The sequence below is a fragment of the Mucilaginibacter antarcticus genome, assembly GCF_042686155.1.
GTDB lineage: Bacteria > Bacteroidota > Bacteroidia > Sphingobacteriales > Sphingobacteriaceae > Mucilaginibacter > Mucilaginibacter antarcticus.
The window spans coordinates 19966-44957 of the sequence record NZ_JBHUON010000028.1 but is presented as its reverse complement, the minus strand read 5'-3'; the positions used below and the strand labels follow the sequence as shown (position 1 = coordinate 44957).

Genomic DNA, 24992 nt, shown 5'->3' with positions numbered 1-24992 from the left:
TTAATAGATGCATGCAGTTTAAATCTGCAAAAGCACGTCCATATAACCAATTATCGGGCCACTTGTTCTACTTTGTCTTTATAGGATTGTATGGAGCGTACAATAGAATTTACAATTTGCTCCTGTCCTTCTTCAGAGTTTAAATATTCTTCTTCTTCGGGGTTGTTAATGTACCCTATTTCAATTAATACCGACGGCATAGCGGCGTGGCATAGCACATAAAGGCTTTGTTCGCGTATACCTTCCAATCTACGGGCATCAACATCAACAAACTCGGTGGCTAAAATATTAGCCATGCTTATACTACGTACCCTAAATTTACGAATATACTCATTGGTTAATATAATCGTCAGCGGGTCATTCGGATCAAGCGCCCCGCCGTCCATATCCTCTTCAATAGTATTACTTTTAATTTCGTTTTGCTGCTCGCGGGTACGTTTTAAACCGTATACCAGCATTAACACCCCCTTGCCAGATCTGTTAGGCACGCGTATAGTACTATAAACCGCCTTGCCTCTTTTTGTACCCACTCTCTCTCTTACCGTTCTATCGGCCAGGGCATTACAGTGGATAGATATAAACAGGTCTCCCTTGTTCTCGTTGGCAATTTCGGCCCTTCTTTCAAACGACACATCCTCCGGAGTTTTGCGGGTAAGCACAGCGTTTACGCCGTTGATATTTTTTTCTATCGCTTTTTGCAATTTAGTTGCTACAGATAGCGTTACTTGTCTTTCGGTAGATATGGAGCCGGATGCTCCAAAAGAAAAGTGCCCCGGGCCGGTGGTTTTATCGCCATGCCCGGCATCAACAATCACGGTTTTTAGTTTAAAACCGCTGTTGGTAATGGTATCTGTTTTTACCGGAGAAATTGTTGTGAAAGAAAATAAAGAAAAGCACAGGGCTATTGCCAGTATTCCAAAAATCAATCGTTTCAATGCTATATTTTTCATTATTTTTGAACGCTGTTAATTATATCTGCAAAAATACTATTCATACTCAATTTTGAAATTCGTTAGCCTATTATTTCTATTTGCACTTATTTTAATGGTAAATATAAAGGCTACTGCCTATAAACGTATATTTTCTGTTAATCGACATATCGCGGACACAATAATTCAGCTCGACTCGAATAGAAAACTGCCTAAATCCCCTAAAGATAAAAAATCTGCTGTAAATACCAGCAAAGATGCGCCCCGGATTAACAACCTTGACCTTCGCCGCAGCACCGTACTCAAAGATACCATCCGCGATACCACCAAAAGGCCGATCAAGATTCTAAACGATACCAACCGGGTTAGATCGACAGTAATTGACACCACGAAAAGCGGGTCAGACCTTGATACGGAAATAAAGGACATTGCCGACTCTGTTTTTAATGATCTGAAAACGGGCATGAGCTACCGCATAGGCAATGCCAGGGTAAGTTACGGCGATTTTGAATTGGATGCCGAATACATCCGCATAGATCGAAAAAAGAAGCTGATATATGCCAGCGGCCGGCGCGACCCGCGTACGGGGCGTTACATAGGCAGGCCAATATCAAAACAGGGTAAAGACGAGCCAATAGTATCCGACTCGTTATTATTTAACTACGAAACTAAAAGAGGTCATATCTGGAATATATCTACCCAGCAAGATGGTAACTTTATATCAAAAGGGCAGGCTAAAAAACTTAATGAAGACGAGGTAGCGCTTGCTAACGTTATTTTTAGCGCCTGCGACAAGCCCACAAGGGGAGAAGACCCTGATTATGGTATTGTGATTACCAGGGGTATTGCAGAACCAAAGCGTATCATATCGGGCCCGGCTTATTTAATGATAGAGGGGATACCTTTGCCAATTGGCGTCCCTTTTGGCTTTTTCCCTAAAACAAACAGCCGTACGTCGGGTGTGTTATTGCCAACGTTTGGCGAGGACGCCACCTTAGGTTTCTTTTTGCGCGATTTTGGTTATTATATTGGTTTAAGCGATTATGCTGATTTAACCAACATGGGTACTTATTACTCAAACGGATCATACGAAGTAAGCAGCGCGCTTGATTACATGAAACGGTATAAATATAGCGGCGGTTTAAAACTAAGTTACGGCTCTCATAACTACGCTTTACCGGGCGACCCGCCATCCCGTGACTTCCACATTGATTGGCGTCATCAGCAAAATCCGTCTGCCAGCCCGGGTAGTACGTTTAGCGCGTCAGTAAACGCCGGTACATCAAGCTATTATCAAAACAACCCCGCGTCAAATAATTATAATTTACAGACGCTTACGCAAAATTCGCTTGCTTCAAGTATCGCCTATTCCAGGACCTGGGCAGGTACACCGTTTAACTTAACAACTAGTCTTTCGCACAGCCAGGATCTGGTGCGTAAAACCGTTTCGTTAACGTTGCCTGACATTAACTTCAGCATGACCAGTATAAACCCGTTTGATAAAAAAGACAGGGTTGATGAGCAAAAATGGTATCAAAAAATAACCATGGCTTATACTATGCAGGCCTCAAATAGTATACGCAGTGTACCGGAGTCGCAATTGTTTAAGAGTGAGACATTCACCAAGAGATTACAGAATGGTATACAGCATAACGTCCCTATCGGCGTAAACTTTAACTTGTTTGATTATTTTCAGTTCAGCGGTAGCATGAATTATACTGACCGCTGGTATTTTCAGTCGGTAAGACAACGCTTTGCCCGCGCCGACTCATTAGTAACGGATACCGTGCCTGGCTTTACCCGTGTAGGTAACTATAGCTTAAACGCAAGCTTATCTACCCGCTTATATGGCTTGTTAAACTTTAAAAACAGCAAGTTAATGGCCATACGGCACGTTATTACACCCAATATCGGCTTTAGCTATACACCGGATTACTCTGGCCTTAATCGTCCCTACAACCGTTTAATTGTAAGTAACGCTACTGTGCCATACCCTGTTATATATCAACGTTACTCTATTTATCAATCGTCGTTATATGGAGGCCCTTCAGGGGGTAAGCAGGCGGGTATCAGTTTTAGTGTTGATAATAATCTGGAAGCTAAATTAAGACCTAAAAGTACAGATACTGTACAGCAGAATCGTAAAATCAACTTGATTCAAAGTTTGTCATTCTCTACTTTTTATAATTTTGCGGCCGACTCATTTAATCTATCGCCAATTTCGGCATCGGGCCACTTAGGTTTATTTAAGGATAAGATAAATGTTTCTTTTTCGGGTATTTTTGATCCATATGTTAATAGGGTATATGATTCAATCACCAACGGGCAGGTTATTCCGTATAGACGTACTATTAATCGTTATACTTGGCAGGAAGGCAAGCTGCCTAAGCTGGTATCATTTAGCTTCGCGGTTAGTGGTAGCTTAAACCCGGCGGTTTTTCACCCGTCGCCAAATGCCAATGCGGCTGCTAATGGCCTTACCCTGGCCACAGCTAACCCACAGCAACGACAAAATTTAGCTATGTTAAACAGTGACCCGGCTGCTTACATGGATTTTAATATCCCGTGGAACTTAGTGCTAAATTACAATTTCAGCTACTCCAATCAGTACATAAGCAGCCAGCGCGCCAATACCATTATGTTGAGCGGAGATTTAAGTTTGACCAAGGCCTGGAAAATACAATTTAATACAAACTATGATTTTGCGGTCGGTCAGCTAAGCAGCGCGACATCATTTGCCATATACAGAGACCTGCATTGTTGGGATCTGTCAATACAATGGTTGCCTTTTGGTTATTACAAATCCTACAATGTTACGCTAAGGGTTAAATCGCAAATTTTGCAGGCACTAAAATTGAGTAAACGTAGCGATTACACCAATAACGTAAACTTTAATCAGTAGCCGTATGCTCGCAGAAATTATCACCATTGGCGACGAAATATTAATAGGGCAGATTATAGACAGTAACTCCGCCTGGATGGGGCAGCAACTTAATAAAGCGGGCATCAGGGTTAAGCAAATCACCTCTGTGTCCGACGATAAACAACATATCCTTTCGGCATTGGCAGATGCCGCCATCCGTGCTGATATTATATTAATAACCGGCGGTTTAGGCCCCACTAAAGACGATATCACTAAAAGCACCCTTGCCGAATATTTTGGCGTAGGAATGATAGAGAGCCAACCGGCATTAGAAAACGTTGAACGCATTTTTGCCAAGTATAACCGCCCGCTTTTAAATATTAACCGCTTACAGGCCCAGGTACCGTCAAATTGCGAGGTTGTAGAAAATAAAAATGGCACTGCCCCCGGTATGTGGTTCAATGCCGGTGGCAAGATCTATGTCTCGATGCCCGGCGTGCCGTTCGAGATGATGTATATGATGGAGGAGCAGGTCATCCCAAAACTTAAAGCTTCGTTTAAACTGCCCTATATTATTCATAAAACTACACTTACAGTAGGCGAGGGTGAATCTTTTTTAGCCGAGCGTATTGCCGATATTGAAGATGCTTTGCCTGCACACATAAAACTGGCTTATTTACCCAAGCTGGGCCAGGTGCGTTTGCGCTTAAGCGGATCTGGTGATGACGAAAATATTTTGGCCGCTGAGATTGCGGAGTACGCTGCTAAGATAGTTGAGCGCGTAGGTGCTTTTGTGGTAGCTACAGATGATGTGCCGCTTGAAAAAGCTATAATGGATTACATGGCCGCGCGTGGGCTAACCTTATCCGTAGCTGAAAGCTGCACCGGTGGTTATATCTCGCACCTGTTTACACAGCATGCCGGCTCATCTAAAGTCTTTTTGGGTGGGGCTGTAAGTTATTCAAACCAAATAAAAGAAGATGCGTTAGGGGTACAGCACGCAACGCTGGAGCAATATGGTGCGGTTAGCGAAGAAACCGTGACGGAAATGGTGGAAGGGGCACTGCGTAATTTCAAATCAGATTTCGCAATAGCTGTCACCGGCATTGCGGGGCCCGACGGCGGTACGCCCGATAAACCGGTGGGTACAGTTTGGATAGCCGCCGCCTGTGGTACAAAAACTGTGAAAAAGAAATTCACATTTGGTAACAAAAGGCAGCAAAACATTGAAAGGAGCGCTACAAGCGCATTATTTATGTTGAATACTTTACTCAAAGATGTTGAGAAGTAAGCGACAGATTTTCTAATTTTGACCAAAGAACTATACATATCTTATGGCTAAGTATCAGCTATTATTGCCAAAAATGGGGGAAAGCGTTGCTGAGGCAACTATAATCAAGTGGTTAAAAAAACCAGGCGATTATATAGACGCGGACGATGCAGTAATGGAAATTGCTACAGATAAGGTAGATTCTGAAGTGCCATCGCCCGTTTCCGGACGATTGGTTGAACAAAAATGTAAAGAAGAAGAGGTAGTTCAGGTAGGTGCCGTAATCGCTATTATAGAAACCGACGAACCGGCCCAGGCCGAGTCTGAACCGCAAGCAGCGGCTGCGCCTGCTCCTGTTGCGGCGCCACCCGTGCCTGTAGCTGCTGCAGCGCCAAAACCGGTGGTATTTACACCGCCTACGGTACCTACGCCTGTACCAACTCAAGCCCAAAACATACCCGGAACACAACAACTTGAGCAAAGAACTGCAGCGCCACAGCCGCAAGCAGTTTCCGAGGGAAGATTTTACTCGCCCCTGGTTAAACACATTGCGCAACAAGAAAATATAAGTAGCGCCGAACTGGACAGCATACCCGGCACCGGCGCCGAAGGCCGCCTAACAAAAGATGACCTGTTAGCCTACGTGCGTAACAGAAGCAAAGCGCCGGCACCTGCCGTTCAAAATACCGTACCTGCACCGCAAGCAGAGCAGGCAAAACCGGAAGTTAAAACTGCTAACGTTACGCTGACTCCGCCACCTGCCAGGACAGAAGCGCCAACACAACAGCAAGCGCCAAAAACAGCAGAAGCTTCAAAAGCTGAATCGACTAAGCCCGGCATAACCGCCAGCGGTGCAGACGAGATCATAGAGATGGACCGTATGCGCCGCCTGATTGCCGACCATATGGTGATGAGCAAGCACACGTCGCCTCACGTAACTTCATTTGTTGAGGCCGACGTGACCGGCTTGGTATTATGGCGCGAAAAAATAAAGAACAGCTTTGAAAAACGCGAGGGTGAAAAGATAACCTTTACGCCGATATTTATGGAAGCTGTGGTGAAGGCTATTAAAGACTTTCCACTAGTGAACGTGAGCGTTAATGGTACACAGATCATAAAAAAAGCAGCTATCAACTTAAGTATGGCTACAGCCTTACCAAACGGTAACCTGATAGTACCTGTAATAAAAAATGCTGACGAACTTAACCTCCTTGGTTTAACCAAAGCGGTAAACGGCCTGGCCAAAAAGGCCCGCACCGGCAAACTGCTGCCTGATGATGTTAAGGAGGGTACATTTACCATCACAAACGTGGGCACCTTTGGTAATATAATGGGTACACCTATCATCAACCAACCGCAGGTAGCTATACTGGCTATAGGCGCCATTAAAAAGAAACCTGCTGTAATAGAGACTAAAGAGGGTGACGTAATTGCCATAAGGCATATGATGTTCCTGTCCTTGTCTTATGACCACAGGGTGGTTGATGGCTCACTGGGCGGCACGTTTCTAAGCCGTATAGCGCATTATCTTGAAAACTGGGATGCCAATAAAGAGGTGTAATCAGTCCGAAAAATCTTTCCTAACATCCAAAACAACCTTGCAGGTTTATTGGTTTAAATAAACAAAGGGCCCTTTTTAAGGGCCCTGTTACTTAAACGAAAAAGCCATGGAAAATTATGAAACTTTAGTGGATGCCACTAATGATTTGATGAAAAGAGGATATACTGCCAACCTAAGCATGGAAGGCGACACGATAGACGATAAATCCCAGGATATACACATGACGGCTGACGAGTTTTCTATAGACGAGTTTTACCGTTTTGAGGGTCAGAGCAACCCGTCGGATATGTCAATTGTTTATGCCATCAGCGCACCCAAATACAATTTGAAAGGTATTATAGTAAATGCGTACGGTACTTATGCAGACGACAGCTCATCTGCCATACAAGCTAAGCTGCACCATTTTATGATAAGCCATAACCTGCACAGCAGCGACAGGCCGACCGCATAAGCCGCACCCAACCCTCCCCGGTGGGGAGGGCTTTAAATAAAATTAAAAATCTCCCCCGGAAGGGGGAGATTTAGAGGGGCCCAAGATCTTTCAATAGCTTCTTCCCTTTGCTCTGTATAGCAGCGCTACCATTGCGCATTAAAAACTGTAGCTGGTTGGCCAGTTCTTCAGTAATCCAATCATAGCGGTGGCGAAGGTTGAATAGTGCTTCGGCAGCAAAGGCTTTTACAGCAATTTTATTTTTGGGGTCAATCAGCCAATCAAACAGCTGCTCAATCACCGGTTCAAAATCAATGTCTTGTATTCCATTCTTTATAAGCTGTGGAGCATTGCGCTCTGTTAAATGCATTACAATTTTGGCGTAATGCCTTTTGCTACCCGGTGCGATTACCAACAGCATTTGCGATAACAGGTATCCTAGTTCAGGCAAATAAGTTTCAGGGTGTTGCAAAAATATATTCTCCAGCAACCAGGTAGCTCTAAAAGCAACCTCCGGCTCGGGATGTAGCGTAATGGTAATCAGGTCTCGTAAATTAAAACCTTGCTCGTGAAGTTTATTACCAAGCGCTACTATCTTTATTTTGCCAATATTGGTGTCAATTTCCTTAATAAGTTGAGCTTGGTCCATTAACGAAAATAAAAATAAACTTTAAGCTGCCTTATACAATATGTCTAAAATCATACATTTGCTCACTACTATTATAACGAATAACTTAATACATGGTTAAATTCAACCGTTTTACACTGAGCAATGGCCTGCGGGTAATTGTTCACGAAGATAATACCACCCCAATGGCTGTAGTCAACATTTTGTATGATGTTGGCAGCCGAGATGAAAGCCCTGAACAAACGGGTTTTGCACATTTATTTGAGCACCTGATGTTTGGCGGATCTGTTAATGTACCCGTATATGACGCCCCCCTGCAAAAGGTGGGCGGCGAGAATAATGCCTTTACCAGCAATGATATAACCAACTATTACATCACCCTGCCATCTGCCAACTTAGAGACAGCTTTTTGGTTAGAGAGCGACCGCATGCTAAGCCTTGCTTTTAGCGAAAAGAGCCTTGAGGTGCAGCGCGCCGTGGTAATAGAGGAGTTTAAGCAACGCTATTTAAACCAACCCTACGGCGATGTTTGGTTGCGTTTGCGCCCTATGGTTTATAAACATCACCCTTACCGTTGGGATACCATTGGTAAAACCATTGAGCATATTGCCGATGCTAAAATTGAGGACGTTAAGGCATTTTTTAAAAAGCATTATAACCCGCAAAATGCCATTATGGTAGTTGGTGGAGATGTGAAATTGGAGCAGGTAAAAGAGCTGGCCGAAAAGTGGTTTGCACCTATCCCGCCAGGCGAAAAATATAACCGCGACCTGCCGCAAGAGCCATCGCAGCAAGACGAACGCCGTGATACAGTTACCGCTAAAGTGCCGGTTAACGATATCTATATAGCCATGCAAATGCCGGGGAGGAGGGAGCCGCAATTTTATGCGGTCGAGCTGATGGCTGATATTTTGTCGCGCGGTCATTCATCGCGTTTGTACCGTACACTGGTAAAAGACAAACAGTTGTTTAGCGAGGTACATGCCTTTGCTTTTGGCAGCCTGGATAAAGGCATGTTTGTGCTGGAGGGTAAACCAACAGCAGGCGTAAGTATCGAAGAAGCGGAAGCTGCACTATGGGCTGAAGTTGAAAAGCTGAAAGTAGAAGAAGTGCCCGCGGACGAACTGACCAAGGTGCAAAACAAAACGGAGTCTACCATGATTTTCTCGGAGATGTCATTGCTTGACAAGGCCATGAACCTGGCTTATTATGAATTGTTAGGTGGGGCCGAATTGCTGAACACAGAAACTGAAAAGTTTTTAGCAGTAACCGCAGCAGAGATAAAGGCAGAAGCTAATAAGCTTTTCAGAAAAAACAATTCATCCACCCTTATATACTTGGCTGAACAATGATTTTAGATAGAGAATTGGCCCCCGAATTTAAGGGCATAGACAATATTAATTTTTTAAGGCCCGAAGAGCTAAAACTCGCCAACGGCGCTAAATTGTTCAGCTTCAATTCGGGCGACCAGGAGTTGGTGCGGATTGAGTGGGTTTTTAACAACCTGCGTTTTGATCCCGCTAAGCCGCTGTCAAACATGGCAACTAATGCTATGCTTACAGATGGTACCACCACCTTATCAGCTGCTGAGATTGCCGACAAGATTGATTTTTACGGTGCGTTTTTATCTGTTGATTATGGCTATGAGCAATCGCTGGTTACCCTGTACTCCTTAACCAAACACCTGGATAAAACTTTGCCCGTGGTAAAGGATGTTTTGACCAATTCGGTTTTCCCGCAAAAGGAATTGGAAACGTTTATTCGTAACCATCAGCAAAAACTACAAGTAGGCCTTAAAAAGAATGACGTGGTTGCACGCCGCACTTTTAATAAAGCTTTATATGGCGATACTATTTACGGCGTAACTGCCGAGTTAGAGACCTATGATACAGTTAAGCGCGATGACTTGCTGGCGCATTTTAAAGAAATGTATCAGCCCGTAAATTGTACCATTATTATTGCGGGCAAGGTTACCGGCAAATCGCTTGATCTATTATCAGGTATATTTGGTGCCGACTGGACAACGCTGTTAGCAGCACCCGATACCAGCCAGCCTGAGGTTGTTTACGGTACCGAGCAATTTCATTTTATTGAACGTCCGGACGCGCTCCAGTCAGCCATACGAATGGGGTTACCGTTTATAAACCGCAAACATGCAGATTTCCCTGCCGTGCAAGTGTTAAATACGCTGCTTGGTGGATACTTTGGCTCAAGGTTGATGAATAACATTCGCGAGGATAAAGGCTACACCTATGGCATTGGCTCCGGCCTTACCTCATTCCAACATAACGGCACGCTGTTTATAGCTACCGAAGTAGGGACGGACGTGTGCAAAGCGGCTATTACCGAGATAGAAAAAGAAATAGGCCTGTTAAAAACTCAATTAGTGCCTGACGATGAATTGGAATTGGTGCGCAATTACATGATGGGTTCATTGCTAGGCAGTTTAGAGAATGTATTCTCGCATGCCGATAAGTTTAAAAACCTGCATTTCTCCGGCATGGGTTATGATTATTATGACCGGTACATCAACATCGTAAAAAATATTAAAGCTCATGAAATATTGCGTTTAGCCAATCAGTATTTGGATTTGGACAAATTTTATAGGGTGGTTGTAGGCAAATATTAAAATTACTAATCTAGCGATGGGTTTCAAACCCATCGCTAGATGGTATAGGCTAGGGTCTGCTCAATTCAAATCATTTTAGAATTGAATTGTAATCCCTAAATCAATTAATTTAAAAAATCATGGGTCAGATAACTATTTCTAAGCCCGGCGTTCTAAATCCGAAATATTTTTATAGCTTTGCCCGGCAAATAATACCTCCAAATAATTATTTGCTATGCAGTCAGACCCATCAAAATTTGTTGCCGAAGGTTTAACCTACGATGACGTATTACTACTCCCGGCTTATTCAGAAATTTTACCGCGCGACGTTAATACCAGCTCATTTTTAACCCGTAATATCCGCTTAAACGTGCCATTGGTATCAGCTGCTATGGATACGGTTACAGAGGCGCAATTAGCTATTGCCATGGCGCAGGCCGGTGGTTTGGGTATGCTGCACAAAAACATGAGCATTGAAAAGCAAGCTGCCGAAGTACGTAAAGTAAAACGGTCCGAAAGCGGTATGATCCAGGAGCCTGTTACCCTGCACGAAGCATCAACCGTTGGCGACGCGGTTAAAATGATGCGCGAATTTAAAATTGGTGGTATCCCGGTGGTTGACGAGAACAACAAGCTGAAAGGCATCATTACCAACCGCGATCTGCGTTTCCAAAAAGATCTTACCAAACCTGTAGAGGGCGTAATGACCAAAACAGGTTTGATTACCGCTGCGGCAGGTACAACCTTACAGCAAGCCGAAGAAATACTGCAACAACATAAAATTGAAAAACTACCGGTAGTTGATGCCGGTGGCATCCTGATCGGTCTGATCACTTTTAAGGATATCCAAAAATTTAAAAACAACCCTAACGCTTGTAAAGACGAGCATGGCCGCTTACGTGTTGGTGCTGCCGTTGGCGTTACTGCCGATACTATGGAGCGTGTTGATGCACTTGTTAAAGCCGGTGTAGACGTTATTGCTATTGATACCGCGCACGGCCACTCAAAAGGTGTTATTGATAAACTGAAAGAAGTTAAAGCCAAATATCCTGAATTACAAGTTATAGCCGGTAACGTTGCCACAGGCGATGGAGCACGTGCCCTGGCTGATGCCGGTGCTGATGCTGTTAAAGTTGGTATAGGCCCAGGTTCTATCTGTACTACCCGTATTATAGCAGGTGTGGGCGTCCCACAACTTTATGCAGTATATGAGTGCGCTCAGGCCCTTAAAGGTACGGGCGTACCCGTTATAGCCGATGGAGGTATTAAACACACTGGTGACATTGCTAAGGCTATAGCAGCAGGTGCAGGTACTATCATGGCAGGCTCACTGTTTGCAGGTGTTGAAGAATCACCGGGCGAGAGTATTATTTACGAAGGTCGTCGCTTTAAATCATACCGCGGTATGGGGTCTATAGAGGCTATGGAACAAGGATCAAAAGATCGTTATTTCCAGGATGTTGAAGACGATATCAAGAAATTGGTTCCCGAAGGTATTGTTGGCCGTGTACCTTATAAAGGTACGTTGTCAGAGGTGATATACCAGTTTGTTGGTGGTTTACGTGCCAGCATGGGTTACTGTGGCGCTAAGGACATTGACGCCTTACAGCAAGCAAAATTTGTACGTATCACCGCTTCAGGTATCCGCGAGTCTCACCCGCATGATATTACTATTACTAAAGAAGCGCCGAATTATACCCGCTAATAATGTATGGTAACGAAAACAGAAAGGCTAAGCAATTCATTTGCTTAGCCCTTTCTGTTTTCGTTACTTTATAAGCGTTGCCCTTACTTTCCGGTCGACCCGGCTTTTGGCAACAAGCTCTCTGCTGTAATGATCTTTAAGGCTTGATCCTCCGTAAAACCTTCTTCAACCAGGGCTTCAAAATACGCCCTGTTTAGTTTTGCAATTTCCTGTACTTTACCCGGTTGCTTAAAATACTTCAGCTGGGCATCCATCATTGATTTTGTCATGTTGCCTACCATAGGTGCTAAGGCGTCAAACGCGGTGGCGAAATCTTTACCTCCCAGGCTCTCCGGTGTTGTTGCAGTGTAAGTTACATTAGTATTATTAGATGTTATTTGAGTAACATAATCACCCTGTGGTTGTGTAAGGCTTACATTATAATAGTTAAAGTAATTAGAAGTGCCATTATTTCCCTCCGCGTTTTCAATAACATCAATGCTTTTTGTGCCTTTCGGTATTCTCTTAAAATATGCTTTAAAGATAAAGCTCTCGCCCGCGTTTTCACTTACATGTTTTTCGGGTGCTATAGTAATATTTTCAGCTTTAATAAAACCATACCTCTTTCCGTCTTTCGTCTTAATAAAAATATCATCATTTAGCTGCACCCATGAGTTATCACTTGGGGCAGTGTAGTCAAAACTTACAATGGTGTACTTATCTGTAGTTTCAATTTTACTGATAACGCAATTGGCGTCGTCAGCACGTTCAACGCGCGGTTTAGTGATGTTTTGGGCAAAAGCCGATACGCCGGCAATAAAGCATAAGCAAGCAAGGAATAAGGTTTTTTTCATGATATGGTTGTTTTGTTATGCTCAAATATATAATTGAATCACCTGATATTGGCATTCCTTAACAAAAATTAACAAAAATTATATCTTTGTAACATGAAGTCTATCTGCGTATTCTGTGGTGCTAATTACAATGGCGATCCGGTCCTGAAAACCGCTGTCGACCTACTTGCCGAGGTTATGGTAAGCAAAGATATTACCCTGGTTTTTGGTGGCGGCAAAGTAGGCGTAATGGGTATGATAGCCGACGCTATACTGGCACGTGGCGGCAAAGCTGTTGGCGTTATCCCCCGTTTTTTGATGGATAAAGAGGTTGGCCACACGGGCCTGACTGAGCTGCACATAGTTGAAAACATGCATCAGCGTAAGAAAATGATGAATGATTTGTGCGATGGTATTATTATGCTGCCCGGCGGCTTTGGTACACTTGAGGAATTTTTTGAGGTACTAACCTGGCTGCAATTGGGTTTGCACCGCCACCCGGTGGGCGTGCTAAACGCTAACGGTTTTTACGATAATTTGCTGTTACAAATGGATGTAATGGTTGAGCAGCGCTATTTAAAACCGGCAAACCGCCAGTTGGTTATTACTTCGGCAGATGCCATTGAACTGGTAAACTTAATGGAGAATATAAAAATTGAACCTGACGAAGTTTGGTTCAAGGATAGAAACCTTACTTAGCACATCCTAATTTCTGGCCAGGGCGAAGCAAGTGTTCAAAGTAACCGCCGGCACTTGGGTAACTAATACCAGGCCGTAAACACGTGGTAATACGTTAAACCGTCTGCATAAATACGCTATAGTCAAAATGATCATAATCAGGGGCGTTTAATTATTAGTTATACGACTTAACGCTGCGAAGGTTGCGCTTGTTGCCTGTCTGGTTATATAAATTTCTCCATCGCTTTAAACTTACTTAAATCTTCACGGTAACACCTTTTTATTACTAAATTGTAGTGATTAGTATAAACCCGCCTATGGACCTGGATTTTAATAAAAACGAAGACATTAACAAGCAGTTGATGTACGACGTTAATACCCGCCTTAAAAAGATACACCAGGGCGGCGGCGAAAAAGCTGCTGCCAAACAAAAAGAAAAAGGAAAAATGCTGGCACGCGAGCGCGTAAAGTATTTGATTGATCCTGATTCGCGATGGCTGGAGATAGGAGCTTTTGCAGGCGATGGAATGTACGCCGAGCATGGGGGCTGCCCATCCGGCGGGGTTATTACGGGGATAGGTTACGTGTCGGGCAGGCAATGCGTTATCGTAGCTAACGATGCCACAGTTAAAGCCGGCGCATGGTTCCCGATAACGGCCAAGAAAAACCTGCGTGCGCAAGAGATTTCAATGGAGAACCGCTTACCTATTATCTATTTGGTTGATTCGGCTGGGGTTTATTTACCCTTGCAGGATGAAATCTTCCCGGATAAAGAGCACTTTGGCCGCATTTTTAGGAACAACGCTCAAATGAGCAGCATGGGGATCATCCAGATCTCAGCGATCATGGGTTCTTGCGTGGCAGGCGGGGCTTACCTGCCTATTATGAGCGATGAGGCAATGATTGTTGAGGGTACGGGCTCTGTTTTCCTGGCGGGATCATTCCTGGTTAAGTCAGCCATAGGCGAGGATATCGACAATGAAACTTTAGGCGGCGCGACGACGCATTGCGAGATCTCTGGAGTGACAGATTATAAGCACCCGGATGATAAGACCTGTTTGGATTCAATCCGCAAGATTATGAGTATGACGGGCGATTACGTCAAAGCCGGATTTGATCGCATAAAACCGGCAGAACCGAGCAAAAATACCGCAGATATCTATGGGATTTTGCCCGATAACCGCGAAAAAGCGTATGACATGCGCGAAATTATACTACGATTGCTTGACGGGTCAGAATTTGAAGAATATAAAGAAGGTTACGGCCAAACCATCATTTGCGGATTAGGCAGGGTTGACGGCTGGGCTGTCGGCATAGTCGCTAACCAGCGCAAAGTCATCAAATCAAAAAAAGGCGAGATGCAGTTTGGAGGGGTGATCTATTCAGATTCGGCGGATAAGGCTACCCGTTTTATTATGAATTGCAACCAAAAAAAGATTCCCCTAGTGTTTTTGCAAGACGTTACCGGCTTTATGGTTGGCAGCCGGTCAGAGCAGGGGGGGATTATTAAAGACGGCGCCAAAATGGTAAATGCGGTAGCTAATTCGGTTGTTCCCAAGTTTACCTTTGTTATTGGCAACTCTTACGGTGCGGGCAACTACGCCATGTGCGGCAAGGCTTATGATCCGCGACTGATATACGCCTGGCCCAGCGCTAAAATTGCCGTGATGGGGGGTGTGCAGGCCGCCAAAACCCTTATACAAATGCAGGCAGCAAGTGCAAAGGCAAGGGGAGAAGATCTGACCGAAGCCCAGGAAGCCGATCTGCTTAAACAAACCACTGATAGGTATAACGCTCAAACCACGCCATACTATGCCGCCGCAAGGCTTTGGGTTGATGGGATCATTGATCCTTTAGATACCCGCAAGGTTATATCCGTGGGCATCGAGGCTGCCAACCATGCGCCTGTCGAAAAGCAGTTTAATGTAGGTATTATACAAACATAAGCTGTTAATAATTGTCGTTTGAGATAGACTGCTTTTAGTTAGCTTTGAAACTCATTTAAATCACAACCTTTTATGAAAAAAATTATCCTTACTATCGCAATTTGCTTTGCTACTATTTATGCGTCGGACGCGCAGATTATTCCGAGCTTTCAGTTTGGTGTAAAGGGCGGCATGAATTTAACCAGCGTTTCAAAATCAGGCACGTTTGCTACAAATAACAACGCCGGCTACTTAGGTGGTGTTTGGGCACGCTTCGGCGCTTTAGGCTTAAACTTTCAGCCGGAGCTTTATATGACCGGCAAAAATGTGGAGATAGACGGTATCAAACGTAAATTTACCAGCCTTGATGTGCCTTTATTAGTTGGTGCCAAAGTTGGCGCCTTTGGTTTTGGTGCAAGGTTTTACACCGGTCCGGTAGTTTCATTTGCTATCAATAAAGATCAAAGCTTTAGCAGCGCTGCAGGTAGCGCCACCAACCTTGAATATAAAAATCAAAACTTTGCGTGGCAGGTGGGTACCGGCGTTGATATCCGCAGCCTGTCTGTTGATTTACGTTACGAGGCTGGTTTGAGCAAACAAAATTACGGCACGGGTTCAACCAAAATCAATTTGTTTAACCTGTCGTTAGGCTACAAACTGTTTTAAACCAGTGCAGTAATAGCCAGTAAAACAACTATACAAAAGCTAAACGTTAAAAAATACATGGTGCCTGCGCCGAATATTTTTGAGATAGTGCGCCAACGGCTGCGTTGGTAAAACACTCTTAAAGCCCGGTACAGGTACCATATTATACCGATAAAGCCAATAAAATCCAGCCAGTCATCTAAACCCCACCCATTTGGCGTGATCATTTGCAGCAGCATGATAATGGCCAGAAACAAAAATATAAAGCAGTGCAGGTGAAAAGTAAATATCAAATGCTCTACATAGTATTTCTTATTGCGCCAAAAAGCTATTTTGAATATCAGGGCGCATAAGGGCAACAATAAAAACATCATTTTTGGGATACCGTGTTTTACATCCTCAAAAAACATTTCCCTGGCTTTTTCACCGTATTTGTTCTGGTATATATACGATTTTTCGTTATAATTTCTCATTAGCCAACCATCCTTTTTGTCGGCAGGCAACTTAGCCTGATTACTCAGGTAACCCTCATAAGTACTATCGCGGGACGTTCCGGGCAGTTTCTTTGCTCTTTTTGTATCTTTCTCCTCACCAAAGTCAAATACATCTTCCCGACTGGCTTTGCTGCCGTTTTTTAACCGCTCATCATTCTTTTTCTTTTCGCGTTCTATTATTGGTTTAACAATAGCGGGTACGTCATTGCTTTTTAAGGCGCTGTCTAGGTTTTTATTGGCGGCAACCAAATCCTTCTTAGTCTGCTGTTTGTTGTTATTATGATTAGCTTTTTGCTCATTATGGCCGGATTTAAACAGGAGCAGAAAATACACTAAACTTATAAAAATGTACATTTTAACCGGGTGCAAATATTGCACGCGCCTGCCGGCCATATATTCTATAGTGAGTTTACCCGGTTGCGAAACTAAAGGACGGATAGTATGAAAAAACTGATGATCGAAGTGAAAGTAGTCGCTAATGGCGTGGGTCATCATGTGGCCAAAGTTTTCCTTTAGCTCCAGGTTTTCCTGTCCGCAGGTATGGCAAAATTTCCCCTTTAATTCAGCACCACAATTTGCGCAATCGTCTTCTTTACGGTAATGTTTTTTCATCAGTTAATAAGGGTGGCAGATAGATGTATATCGTATATTAATACAATATTAATGTTGTACGTTTTGGATGGCACGCTCTAAAGCGGCGTTATGTTTGTACCTAAACACAAACGGAAATACCACGGCAATTGCTAAGGCATAAAGGGCGAAGCAAAGCCAGATGCCCTGCCAGTCTTTACTGCCATTGGCCATGGTGTAAAATTTGTCTATGATAACACCACTGGCAAAGCTGCCAAATAGCGCGCCAAAGCCGTTTACCATCATCATAAATAAACCCTGCGCGCTGCCGCGAATCTCGGGTGTGGTTTGCGTTTCTACAAATAACGAGCCTGATATGTTAAAGAAATCAAAGGCCATACCGTAAACAATGCATGATAGTACAATCATCCAAAGGCCATCTGCAGGGTTGCCGAAAGCAAATAAACCAAAGCGCAATACCCAAGCCAGCATGCTAAACAGCATAACGTACTTGATACCGAACTTACGCAGAAAGAAAGGTATAGCCAGAATAAACAGTGTCTCAGAGATCTGCGATATAGACATTATGATAGCCGGATACCTTACCGCGATAGTGTCTGAGTAGGCCGCTATATTTCTAAAATCATGGATGTAAGTATCGCCATAGGCATTGGTTAACTGTAATGCTGCACCCAACAAAAGCGAGAAGGCAAAAAATATGGCAAACTTAGGTGTTTTAAATAAAGCGAATGCGTTTAAGCCTAAAGAGCTTGCAAATGTTTTGGTAGTAGTATTATTTAAAAGAGGCGGGCATTTAGGTAATGAAAACGAGTAAACACCTAACACTAGCGACACCGCCGAAGCAATGTAAAATTGATTAGCCGATGTTTCGTTATGGGTTAGGCTTACCGCCCATAAAGCTACGATGAAGCCAATAGTGCCCCAAATGCGGATAGGGGGATACTCTTTTACAATATCGATGTTGTTTTTCTTCAAAGCCGAATACGCAACGGTGATGGACAACGACAGGGTTGGCATGTAAAACGCCATGTTGAGAAGCATCACCCAAAAAAATGTAGTTGGGTTTGTCACCAACGGCAGGCAAAACAGTACTGCCGATGCCAGGATATGCATAATGCCGTAAAGCTTCTCGGCATTGATGAATTTGTCTGATATGATGCCGGTGATGGCGGGCATAAATATGGCCGATATACCCATGGTTGAAAAGATAACGCCAAACTGCGCACCCGACCATTGCTTGTTCTGAAACCAATATGCACCAATAGTAAGCAGCCACGCTCCCCATATAAAAAACTGCATAAAATTCATCAGTATTAAGCGAAACTTAATATTCATATACCGTTGGGTTTTGAGCGTATGTAACCAGTTAATTTAAAAACGGGAAAGTAGTGATTTTATAGGAGAGTTTAAAGGGGGATTTAAGATTAAATGATCCTCTGCCATACATCGCCAACAGATATTCAGCCCTCGTCACAGTCGAACGCCAACAAGTTGAAGATTGCTGATTTGTAGCAAAAGAAAAGTAAATAACTATCTCCAACCACCAATCCTTAGCTACGACGCCTTCCGTTTATTCAACTCATCCCTGATCTTAGCCGCTTTTTCGTAAGATTCTTCAGCGAGCGCTTCCTGTAATTTAGCTTTAAGCTCGTCCTCACTTAATGCAGTAAACCCAGTGGCCGATGATGGGGTGGGCGTAATCTCCTCGGGTGTTTCGCCGATGTTTTCAAGGTAAACAAAGTCGTTACCTTCAATTACAATGCCTGCGCTTGACAGGATAAACTCGTAAGTATATATCGGGCACGCAAACCTCACGGCAATAGCGATAGCGTCTGATGTACGGGCGTCTATCTCCATCACTTTTTTACCATCGGTACAGATCAGTTTAGAGAAAAATATACCATCTACCAGGTTATAAACAATCACTTCTTGTATCATGATATGATACGCATCGGCGAAGGTTTTAAACAAGTCATGCGTTAATGGCCTGCTTGGGGTCATTTTTTCTATTTCTATAGCAATAGCTTGTGCCTCAAAACTGCCTATAATGATAGGTAGTCTGCGCCTGCCGCCCACTTCGCCCAATACCAAAGCGTATGCACCCGATTGTGTCTGACTGTAAGACAAGCCGACAATATCAAGCTTAATTTTTTTCATATTATTACCCATCACTTATCCTTAAACCAAGGCTTTATGTTCTTTAATAGCTGCTATCAATTTTGGTACCACTTCAAAGGCATCGCCAACTATCCCATAGTCGGCAACCTTAAAAATTGGTGCTTCGGGATCTTTGTTTATGGCTACAATAACCTTTGACGAACTGATGCCTGCCAGGTGCTGTATAGCCCCCGAAATTCCCACCGCAATATACAAATTTGGACTGACAGCAATACCTGTTTGTCCAACGTGTTCGCTATGCGGCCGCCATCCCGCGTCTGACACCGGTTTTGAGCAAGCCGTAGCAGCGCCAAGCAATGTTGCCAGCTCTTCTATCATCCCCCAATTTTCGGGTCCTTTTAATCCTCGACCGGCCGATACAACGATCTCGGCGTCAGGTAGTGATACTTTATCGGCAGATCGTACAATCTCTTTCAATATCGTTTTAAGATCAGACGCTTTAACTTCAGCATCAAAAACTTCAATTTGCGCAGCTCTGGCTGCCTCAACTACTTTATAAGCGTTTGGCGTAAGCGATATTACTTTATTGGTGGATGTTAACTCAACAATGGCGAAGGCCTTGCCAGAAAATGCTGTTTTTTTAACGGTGAATTTGCCGTCGTTTTGCTCGGGTAGGGCAGTAGCGCCATCAACAACCCCGGCATCAAGTTTAACACCCAAACGTGGTGCTAATCCGCTGCCCGAAAACGAGTTGGATAGCACCACAATATCAGCGCCCTCCTTTTTAGCAGCTTCTGCAATAACGGAAGCATAGGCTTGGTTGACAAAGTTTTTTAGCTGAGCGTTAGCTATGTTCAAAATTTTATCTGCGCCATATTTAGCCAGGTTATTCAACTCGTCATTACTTACATCGCCAATTGATACTGCTGTAAGTTGGGCGCCATTTTGGTCGGCAATGGCTCGCGCATAGCTAACAGCCTCAAAAGTTGATTTTTTGAATCTGCCTTCGGCATTTTCTGCATATATTAAAACTGACATAGTAGGTAGTGTTAAATTATATAACCCTGGCTTCGGTGTGTAGCAGGTCAATTAGCTTCGCGGCCTCATCGGCAGCCACCAGGGTAACTTGTCCACGTGGCGCTGGTGTCTCAAAGCTGATGATCTCTGAATTTGTTTTCACCCCGACAGCTTCAATAATGGCTAATGGCTTAGTACGTGCCGACATGATACCACGCATGTTCGGTATTTTAGGTTCGGCAACGCCCTCGGCTGTGCCAATTACTACAGGCAGGGCGACAGTCAGTACTTCTTTACCGCCTTCAATTTCGCGCTCAACCACAGCCTTATCGCCATCTATTTCTATTTTTTTTGCAATGGATACGGATGGCAGGTCGAGCAATTCGCCCAACATGGCAGCTACTTTTGATCCGTTATAGTCGATAGACTCACGACCGGTGAGTATCAGATCAAATGAGTTTTGCTTGCAGTATTGCGCTATCTGATATGCTACAAACCATGCATCGTGTGGCGTTGCGTTAATACGCACTGCATCGGCAGCCCCAATAGCTAAAGCTTTGCGTATAGTTGGTTCGGTTGTGGCATCGCCCACATTTATTACGGTTACCCCGCTTTCGCCGGCCAGTTCAATGGCGCGGGCAAGGGCAATCTCATCGTACGGATTTAAGATGAACTGTACGCCGTTTGTATTAAATTGCGTGTTGTTATCGGTAAAAGTTATTTTTGTAGTGGTATCGGGCACATTACTTATACACACAAGTATCTTCATGGTAGTATCGGTTTATTGTAATGAAGCCATCAGGAGCCAAAATTGTTTTATTTCCTGATGATATCATCGAAATAGGTTAGACAAATTTAGATAAAAATACACGCTTTAAAAATGGAGACGAGCAGATTAGACAAACTACTGGAGTTTATAAAAGATGAGCCAAACGACGAGTTTTTAAAGTATGCGTTAGCAACAGAATATTTGCGTTTAAACCAAGCCGGCAAGGCGCTCGAGTATTATGAAGACCTTACCGCCAACCATCCCAATTACGTTGGTACTTATTACCATTTAGGCAAATTGTATGAAGCCCTTAACCGCAAAGACGACGCAGTAAAAACTTACGAGAAAGGTATGGAAATAGCGAAAGCCAAACGCGACAACCACGCTTTTTCGGAGTTGAATGGTGTATATAGGGAGTTGGTTGGGGATGATGATGACGATGATTATTGAACCCCACCCAACCCTCCCCGGTAGGGAGGGCTATGAAATCGTGAAACACTTAAAAAGTCTGCCCTCCCGGGGGAGGTTTATAGAGGGCGTATGAAAAACCGCAAACTCCTTTTTTTAAGCGATGCATTGCTATATACGCTAACCGCGTTTGGCGGTCCGCAGGGGCATGTGGCGGTAATGCTGCGCGAGTTTGTTCAGAAACGCGGTTATATTACCGAGGAAGAGTTGATGGAACTAAACGCGCTAGCGCAAGTATTGCCCGGTCCGTCATCAACGCAAACCCTGGTAGGTATTGCCTGGAAAGTCGGCGGCACCTGGTTAGCTATTTTAACATTTTTTATCTGGATACTGCCATCGGCGACTGTAATGTGCCTGGCGGCTGTGAGCTACAAAATGTTAGCAGATCATGGTTGGGTTGCCGATATTCTGCAATTTATACACCCTATGGCGGTGGGTATTGTAGCGTATGCTACGTACACTTTTGCCAACAGGTTTTTGCATACGCGGGTGAGCACCATGTTAGCGACAGGATCATTAATAGCGACATTGATATTGCAAAATGCTTATGCTTTCCCTTTGTTAATTTTGATAGGCGGTATTGTATCATCGGCACTTGAAAGTTCGCCGAACGAGAGCGAATTGCGCGTACGATTATTTGCTAAAGTAAACCCTAACAAAGCAGCCTATTTTATAGGCGTTTTACTGGCGTTTGCGGCTTTGGGCGCCCTGGTAAACAAAACATCGCCGTTTAGTTTACCTATCCGTTTGTTCGAGAATTTTTACCGTAACGGCATATTGATACACGGTGGCGGGCAGGTGCTGGTGCCTTTGATGTATACCGAGTTTGTAGAAGTAAAGCGTTATTTGAGCAGTTCAGAGTTTCTGTCGGGATATGCTTTGCAGCAGGCATTGCCGGGGCCAACTTTTTCCTTTACATCTTTCTTAGGTGGTATTACATTGGGCAACAAGGGTTATGGACTGGGCGGCCAAATACTTGGCAGTGTAATAGCGGTTATCGGCGTCAACTCGCCGGGTATTATATTGATCCTTTTTATTGTTCCATTTTGGGATGATTTGAAGAAAATTACCCGCATAAAAAACTCCTTGAGCGGTATCAACGCTGTCTCCGTAGGGTTTATGGCGACGGCATTTATATTGCTTGTGCAACCCTTTGGCGGCAACTGGATGGCTTACGGGGTAATGATAGCTACGTTTTTGCTACTGCAGTTTACTAAGGTAAAAACGCCGGTGGTAATATTGATAGGGGTAGTGTTGGGCCTGGCGTTTTAAACCCGGATGATGGGTACCCATGTTAGTTGTTAAATTAATACAATGGCTTCGTGTAGATACTTATCGTTTCAACCGTTTTTTACTAGCTATTTACTGCCTATTTGCTGTTGATTTGCTGCGGGATTGCTGCTCAAATGCATAGTCTTCACCCTGAAAACGGCCTTAGAACAATGAGTTTAACCCCGATATTTATTGAAGAGTGAACGCGTAGCGCGAGGTGATCCAAATGACCGATTGCAACATCTTGGTTTTAAGGTATTTACGATTATTTTACCTATAAATTCCTTAACGTATAAGTTGATTCAAGATGATCCAACTTAAACCATTGAATTTTATTAAATTCATGATAATTAGTTAGTTGCAGCATACTAGTGATTCAAATGATCCAACTGATACATGCGCGCCAGTTGGATCACTTTCTTTAAAACGGTGGCTCGTCTTCCATATCATCCATCCTTGATGGGCGGATGATAAAGTTGCTTGGTTTATCAAAATCCTGCGATGGATTTAGGGCCGCGAACGGTGCTCCCGGCGCCGGGAAATTGTTGCCGCCATCAAGGTCAGTAAACTTAACAAACTTACCAACAAATTTAAGGCGGACGATACCCGTCTCTCCGTTACGGTGTTTGGCTATAATAATCTCGCCGACGCCCTTGGTAGGGTTGTTGTCTTCGTCTACCTCCATGCCGTAATACTCAGGGCGGTAAAGGAATAACACCATATCCGCGTCCTGCTCAATAGAGCCGGATTCACGTAAATCTGAAAGCATTGGTCTTTTTGAAGCACCCGGTCGGCTCTCCACCGCACGGCTTAACTGCGATAGCGCAATAACCGGCACATTTAGTTCTTTAGCTACCGATTTTAATGCGCGAGAGATACTACCGATCTCCTGTTCACGGTTACCACCACCCTTACCATCCGCCGACTTACCATGCATTAGCTGCAAGTAGTCAATAATGATCAGCTGTATATCGTACTGCGATTTTAAACGGCGGCATTTGGCTCTGAACTCAAATATATTAAGGGCCGGGGTATCGTCAATAATCAGCGGGGCTTGCTCAAGCCTGCCTATCTTCGAGTGAATCTGCTGCCATTCCCATTCCTCTAGTGTACCCTTACGGATCTTCTCTTGCTCTATCTCTGTCTCGCCCGATATCAAACGATTAACTAACTGAACCGACGACATCTCTAACGAGAACACAACAACCGGCTTGTCAAAGTCAACAGCCGCGTTACGTGCGCAAGTCAATACAAAAGCGGTTTTACCCATCGCCGGGCGGGCCGCAATGATCACAAGATCAGACTTTTGCCAGCCCGATGTCATACGGTCGAGATCCGTAAAGCCTGACGGTACGCCGGTAAGGCCATCCTTTTTGTCTTTAAGCTTCTCAATCTCATTCAGCGTCTCGCGAAGGATGTCGTCCATCTTACGCGAGTCGCGGCGAAGGTTATTTTGAGCAATATCAAACAGGTTTTTTTCTGCTTTGTCCAGCAAATCCAATACATCGGTAGTATCCTCATAAGCACTGGTGATGATCTCCGTAGATATACGGATCAGTTCGCGCTGGATGAATTTTTGAATAATGATACGGGCGTGGTACTCAATGTTGGCTGCTGATGCCACACGATTGGTCAGATCGGTGATGTAATATGCACCGCCTACCATTTCCAGCTCGCCCTGGCTCCGTAATTGAGCCGTAACGGTTAGGATATCAACCGGTGATGTTTTCTCGAATAAAATGTAGATAGCTTTAAAAATTCGTTGGTGGCTATCCAGGTAAAAAACCTCGGGTTTTAATATGTCTATAACGGACGATAGCGCATCTTTCTCAAGCATTAACGCGCCCAAAACAGCCTGTTCAAGGTCAGTAGCCTGTGGGGGCAATTTTCCTAAACCGGTGTAGGGTGATGGGTTGATAATCCGGCTACGTTTATCATTGGTATTCGGCTTAAAGTTGGGGGCGTCGTTCTCAAAAATCATTGCTCAAAATTATGTAAAAACGCGTCTTGTTGATGCGTGAATACTTAACATTCTGAATTGGGATGATAACCCAAAGATTTACAATCAGATAATTTTTAACATTTATAACGAAGAATTGATGTTAACAATTTAAAGTAATCAACAGCCAATTGTGAATAACGTGTTAATATCGAAAAATAGATTCTGATACAGAGTGTTTTAATACTATGTTAATAAAGATTTCAAATG

Annotated in this window: 21 protein-coding genes; 12 read left to right on the top strand and 9 right to left on the bottom strand. The window is 43.9% G+C overall.

What is annotated here, in order from left to right; genetic code table 11:
* Positions 1-50: 50 nt before the first annotated feature.
* Positions 51-950, bottom strand: a complete 900-nt coding sequence (locus tag ACFSYC_RS17705; protein ID WP_377130179.1) for an N-acetylmuramoyl-L-alanine amidase family protein — start codon at positions 948-950, stop codon at positions 51-53.
* Positions 951-1044: 94 nt separating this feature from the next.
* On the opposite strand from ACFSYC_RS17705, the gene ACFSYC_RS17700 reads away from it, so the two are divergent.
* The 4 genes from ACFSYC_RS17700 to ACFSYC_RS17685 all read left to right on the top strand — a co-directional run bounded on the left by ACFSYC_RS17700 (position 1045) and on the right by ACFSYC_RS17685 (position 7074).
* Positions 1045-3831: a putative LPS assembly protein LptD gene (locus tag ACFSYC_RS17700; RefSeq protein ID WP_377130178.1), complete on the top strand. Its 2787-nt coding sequence runs from the start codon at positions 1045-1047 to the stop codon at positions 3829-3831.
* 4 nt (positions 3832-3835) lie between these two features.
* The gene (locus ACFSYC_RS17695; RefSeq protein ID WP_377130177.1) at positions 3836-5083 is read left to right on the top strand and encodes a competence/damage-inducible protein A; all 1248 of its coding nucleotides are present in this window, start codon (positions 3836-3838) and stop codon (positions 5081-5083) included.
* Positions 5084-5126: 43 nt separating this feature from the next.
* A complete protein-coding gene (locus ACFSYC_RS17690; RefSeq protein WP_377130176.1) occupies positions 5127-6623 on the top strand; it encodes a dihydrolipoamide acetyltransferase family protein in 1497 nt (498 codons plus the stop codon).
* A gap of 106 nt (positions 6624-6729) precedes the next feature.
* Positions 6730-7074: a phosphoribosylpyrophosphate synthetase gene (locus ACFSYC_RS17685; protein WP_377130175.1), complete on the top strand. Its 345-nt coding sequence runs from the start codon at positions 6730-6732 to the stop codon at positions 7072-7074.
* A 70-nt stretch (positions 7075-7144) separates the two neighbouring features.
* On the opposite strand, the gene ACFSYC_RS17680 is transcribed toward ACFSYC_RS17685, so the two are convergent.
* Positions 7145-7702 carry a hypothetical protein gene (locus tag ACFSYC_RS17680; RefSeq protein WP_377130174.1) on the bottom strand — a complete coding sequence of 186 codons (558 nt, stop codon included), beginning with the start codon at positions 7700-7702 and terminating at the stop codon, positions 7145-7147.
* Positions 7703-7794: 92 nt separating this feature from the next.
* On the opposite strand from ACFSYC_RS17680, the gene ACFSYC_RS17675 reads away from it, so the two are divergent.
* The 3 genes from ACFSYC_RS17675 to guaB all read left to right on the top strand — a co-directional run bounded on the left by ACFSYC_RS17675 (position 7795) and on the right by guaB (position 11994).
* The gene (locus ACFSYC_RS17675) at positions 7795-9033 is read left to right on the top strand and encodes a M16 family metallopeptidase (protein WP_377130173.1); all 1239 of its coding nucleotides are present in this window, start codon (positions 7795-7797) and stop codon (positions 9031-9033) included.
* Positions 9030-10310: a M16 family metallopeptidase gene (locus ACFSYC_RS17670; RefSeq protein WP_377130172.1), complete on the top strand. Its 1281-nt coding sequence runs from the start codon at positions 9030-9032 to the stop codon at positions 10308-10310. The genes ACFSYC_RS17675 and ACFSYC_RS17670 overlap by 4 nt, the downstream gene beginning before the upstream one ends.
* 214 nt (positions 10311-10524) lie before the next feature.
* Complete coding sequence (guaB, locus tag ACFSYC_RS17665) at positions 10525-11994, top strand: IMP dehydrogenase (protein ID WP_377130171.1); 1470 nt, start codon at positions 10525-10527, stop codon at positions 11992-11994.
* An 83-nt stretch (positions 11995-12077) separates the two neighbouring features.
* On the opposite strand, the gene ACFSYC_RS17660 is transcribed toward guaB, so the two are convergent.
* Positions 12078-12827, bottom strand: a complete 750-nt coding sequence (locus ACFSYC_RS17660; RefSeq protein ID WP_377130170.1) for a hypothetical protein — start codon at positions 12825-12827, stop codon at positions 12078-12080.
* 93 nt (positions 12828-12920) lie between these two features.
* Here ACFSYC_RS17660 and ACFSYC_RS17655 point away from each other — a divergent pair, with 93 nt between their 5' ends.
* The 3 genes from ACFSYC_RS17655 to ACFSYC_RS17645 all read left to right on the top strand — a co-directional run bounded on the left by ACFSYC_RS17655 (position 12921) and on the right by ACFSYC_RS17645 (position 16075).
* Positions 12921-13505, top strand: coding sequence for an LOG family protein (locus tag ACFSYC_RS17655; RefSeq protein ID WP_377130169.1), 585 nt, complete (start codon positions 12921-12923; stop codon positions 13503-13505).
* Between the two features lie 296 nt (positions 13506-13801).
* Entirely contained in the window at positions 13802-15430 is a 1629-nt protein-coding gene (locus ACFSYC_RS17650) for an acyl-CoA carboxylase subunit beta (protein ID WP_377130168.1), read from the top strand.
* A gap of 72 nt (positions 15431-15502) precedes the next feature.
* Positions 15503-16075, top strand: a complete 573-nt coding sequence (locus ACFSYC_RS17645; protein WP_377130167.1) for a porin family protein — start codon at positions 15503-15505, stop codon at positions 16073-16075.
* On the opposite strand, the gene ACFSYC_RS17640 is transcribed toward ACFSYC_RS17645, so the two are convergent.
* The 5 genes from ACFSYC_RS17640 to ACFSYC_RS17620 all read right to left on the bottom strand — a co-directional run bounded on the left by ACFSYC_RS17640 (position 16072) and on the right by ACFSYC_RS17620 (position 21043).
* The gene (locus ACFSYC_RS17640) at positions 16072-17160 is read right to left on the bottom strand and encodes a DUF3667 domain-containing protein (protein WP_377130166.1); all 1089 of its coding nucleotides are present in this window, start codon (positions 17158-17160) and stop codon (positions 16072-16074) included. The genes ACFSYC_RS17645 and ACFSYC_RS17640 overlap by 4 nt on opposite strands.
* A 48-nt stretch (positions 17161-17208) precedes the next feature.
* Positions 17209-18474, bottom strand: a complete 1266-nt coding sequence (locus tag ACFSYC_RS17635) for a nucleoside permease (protein ID WP_377130165.1) — start codon at positions 18472-18474, stop codon at positions 17209-17211.
* Between the two features lie 219 nt (positions 18475-18693).
* The gene (locus tag ACFSYC_RS17630) at positions 18694-19296 is read right to left on the bottom strand and encodes a bifunctional nuclease domain-containing protein (RefSeq protein WP_377130164.1); all 603 of its coding nucleotides are present in this window, start codon (positions 19294-19296) and stop codon (positions 18694-18696) included.
* 21 nt (positions 19297-19317) lie between these two features.
* On the bottom strand, positions 19318-20295 hold the full coding sequence (locus ACFSYC_RS17625) for an electron transfer flavoprotein subunit alpha/FixB family protein (protein ID WP_377130163.1): 978 nt from the start codon (positions 20293-20295) through the stop codon (positions 19318-19320).
* A gap of 16 nt (positions 20296-20311) precedes the next feature.
* Positions 20312-21043 (bottom strand): electron transfer flavoprotein subunit beta/FixA family protein, encoded by a 732-nt coding sequence (locus ACFSYC_RS17620; RefSeq protein ID WP_377130162.1) that lies wholly within the window; start codon positions 21041-21043, stop codon positions 20312-20314.
* A gap of 111 nt (positions 21044-21154) precedes the next feature.
* Here ACFSYC_RS17620 and ACFSYC_RS17615 point away from each other — a divergent pair, with 111 nt between their 5' ends.
* Positions 21155-21493 carry a tetratricopeptide repeat protein gene (locus ACFSYC_RS17615; RefSeq protein ID WP_377130161.1) on the top strand — a complete coding sequence of 113 codons (339 nt, stop codon included), beginning with the start codon at positions 21155-21157 and terminating at the stop codon, positions 21491-21493.
* Positions 21494-21583: 90 nt separating this feature from the next.
* Positions 21584-22783, top strand: coding sequence for a chromate efflux transporter (gene chrA / locus ACFSYC_RS17610; RefSeq protein WP_377130160.1), 1200 nt, complete (start codon positions 21584-21586; stop codon positions 22781-22783).
* A 421-nt stretch (positions 22784-23204) separates the two neighbouring features.
* Here chrA and dnaB read toward each other — a convergent pair whose 3' ends face one another.
* Positions 23205-24764 (bottom strand): replicative DNA helicase, encoded by a 1560-nt coding sequence (gene dnaB, locus ACFSYC_RS17605; RefSeq protein ID WP_377130159.1) that lies wholly within the window; start codon positions 24762-24764, stop codon positions 23205-23207.
* Positions 24765-24992: the final 228 nt, after the last annotated feature.

What these genes read in the sequence shown, in the direction of transcription:
- ACFSYC_RS17695 (WP_377130177.1), top strand. Translation starts at nt 3,836, where the DNA reads ATGCTCGCAGAAATTATCACCATTGGCGACGAAATATTAATAGGGCAG.
- ACFSYC_RS17625 (WP_377130163.1), bottom strand. Translation starts at nt 20,295, where the DNA reads ATGTCAGTTTTAATATATGCAGAAAATGCCGAAGGCAGATTCAAAAAA.
- ACFSYC_RS17675 (WP_377130173.1), top strand. Translation starts at nt 7,795, where the DNA reads ATGGTTAAATTCAACCGTTTTACACTGAGCAATGGCCTGCGGGTAATT.
- ACFSYC_RS17680 (WP_377130174.1), bottom strand. Translation starts at nt 7,702, where the DNA reads ATGGACCAAGCTCAACTTATTAAGGAAATTGACACCAATATTGGCAAA.
- ACFSYC_RS17635 (WP_377130165.1), bottom strand. Translation starts at nt 18,474, where the DNA reads ATGAATATTAAGTTTCGCTTAATACTGATGAATTTTATGCAGTTTTTT.
- ACFSYC_RS17660 (WP_377130170.1), bottom strand. Translation starts at nt 12,827, where the DNA reads ATGAAAAAAACCTTATTCCTTGCTTGCTTATGCTTTATTGCCGGCGTA.
- ACFSYC_RS17650 (WP_377130168.1), top strand. Translation starts at nt 13,802, where the DNA reads ATGGACCTGGATTTTAATAAAAACGAAGACATTAACAAGCAGTTGATG.
- guaB (WP_377130171.1), top strand. Translation starts at nt 10,525, where the DNA reads ATGCAGTCAGACCCATCAAAATTTGTTGCCGAAGGTTTAACCTACGAT.
- chrA (WP_377130160.1), top strand. Translation starts at nt 21,584, where the DNA reads ATGAAAAACCGCAAACTCCTTTTTTTAAGCGATGCATTGCTATATACG.
- ACFSYC_RS17645 (WP_377130167.1), top strand. Translation starts at nt 15,503, where the DNA reads ATGAAAAAAATTATCCTTACTATCGCAATTTGCTTTGCTACTATTTAT.
- ACFSYC_RS17690 (WP_377130176.1), top strand. Translation starts at nt 5,127, where the DNA reads ATGGCTAAGTATCAGCTATTATTGCCAAAAATGGGGGAAAGCGTTGCT.
- dnaB (WP_377130159.1), bottom strand. Translation starts at nt 24,764, where the DNA reads ATGATTTTTGAGAACGACGCCCCCAACTTTAAGCCGAATACCAATGAT.
- ACFSYC_RS17630 (WP_377130164.1), bottom strand. Translation starts at nt 19,296, where the DNA reads ATGAAAAAAATTAAGCTTGATATTGTCGGCTTGTCTTACAGTCAGACA.
- ACFSYC_RS17615 (WP_377130161.1), top strand. Translation starts at nt 21,155, where the DNA reads ATGGAGACGAGCAGATTAGACAAACTACTGGAGTTTATAAAAGATGAG.
- ACFSYC_RS17640 (WP_377130166.1), bottom strand. Translation starts at nt 17,160, where the DNA reads ATGAAAAAACATTACCGTAAAGAAGACGATTGCGCAAATTGTGGTGCT.
- ACFSYC_RS17700 (WP_377130178.1), top strand. Translation starts at nt 1,045, where the DNA reads ATGGTAAATATAAAGGCTACTGCCTATAAACGTATATTTTCTGTTAAT.
- ACFSYC_RS17670 (WP_377130172.1), top strand. Translation starts at nt 9,030, where the DNA reads ATGATTTTAGATAGAGAATTGGCCCCCGAATTTAAGGGCATAGACAAT.
- ACFSYC_RS17620 (WP_377130162.1), bottom strand. Translation starts at nt 21,043, where the DNA reads ATGAAGATACTTGTGTGTATAAGTAATGTGCCCGATACCACTACAAAA.
- ACFSYC_RS17655 (WP_377130169.1), top strand. Translation starts at nt 12,921, where the DNA reads ATGAAGTCTATCTGCGTATTCTGTGGTGCTAATTACAATGGCGATCCG.
- ACFSYC_RS17685 (WP_377130175.1), top strand. Translation starts at nt 6,730, where the DNA reads ATGGAAAATTATGAAACTTTAGTGGATGCCACTAATGATTTGATGAAA.
- ACFSYC_RS17705 (WP_377130179.1), bottom strand. Translation starts at nt 950, where the DNA reads ATGAAAAATATAGCATTGAAACGATTGATTTTTGGAATACTGGCAATA.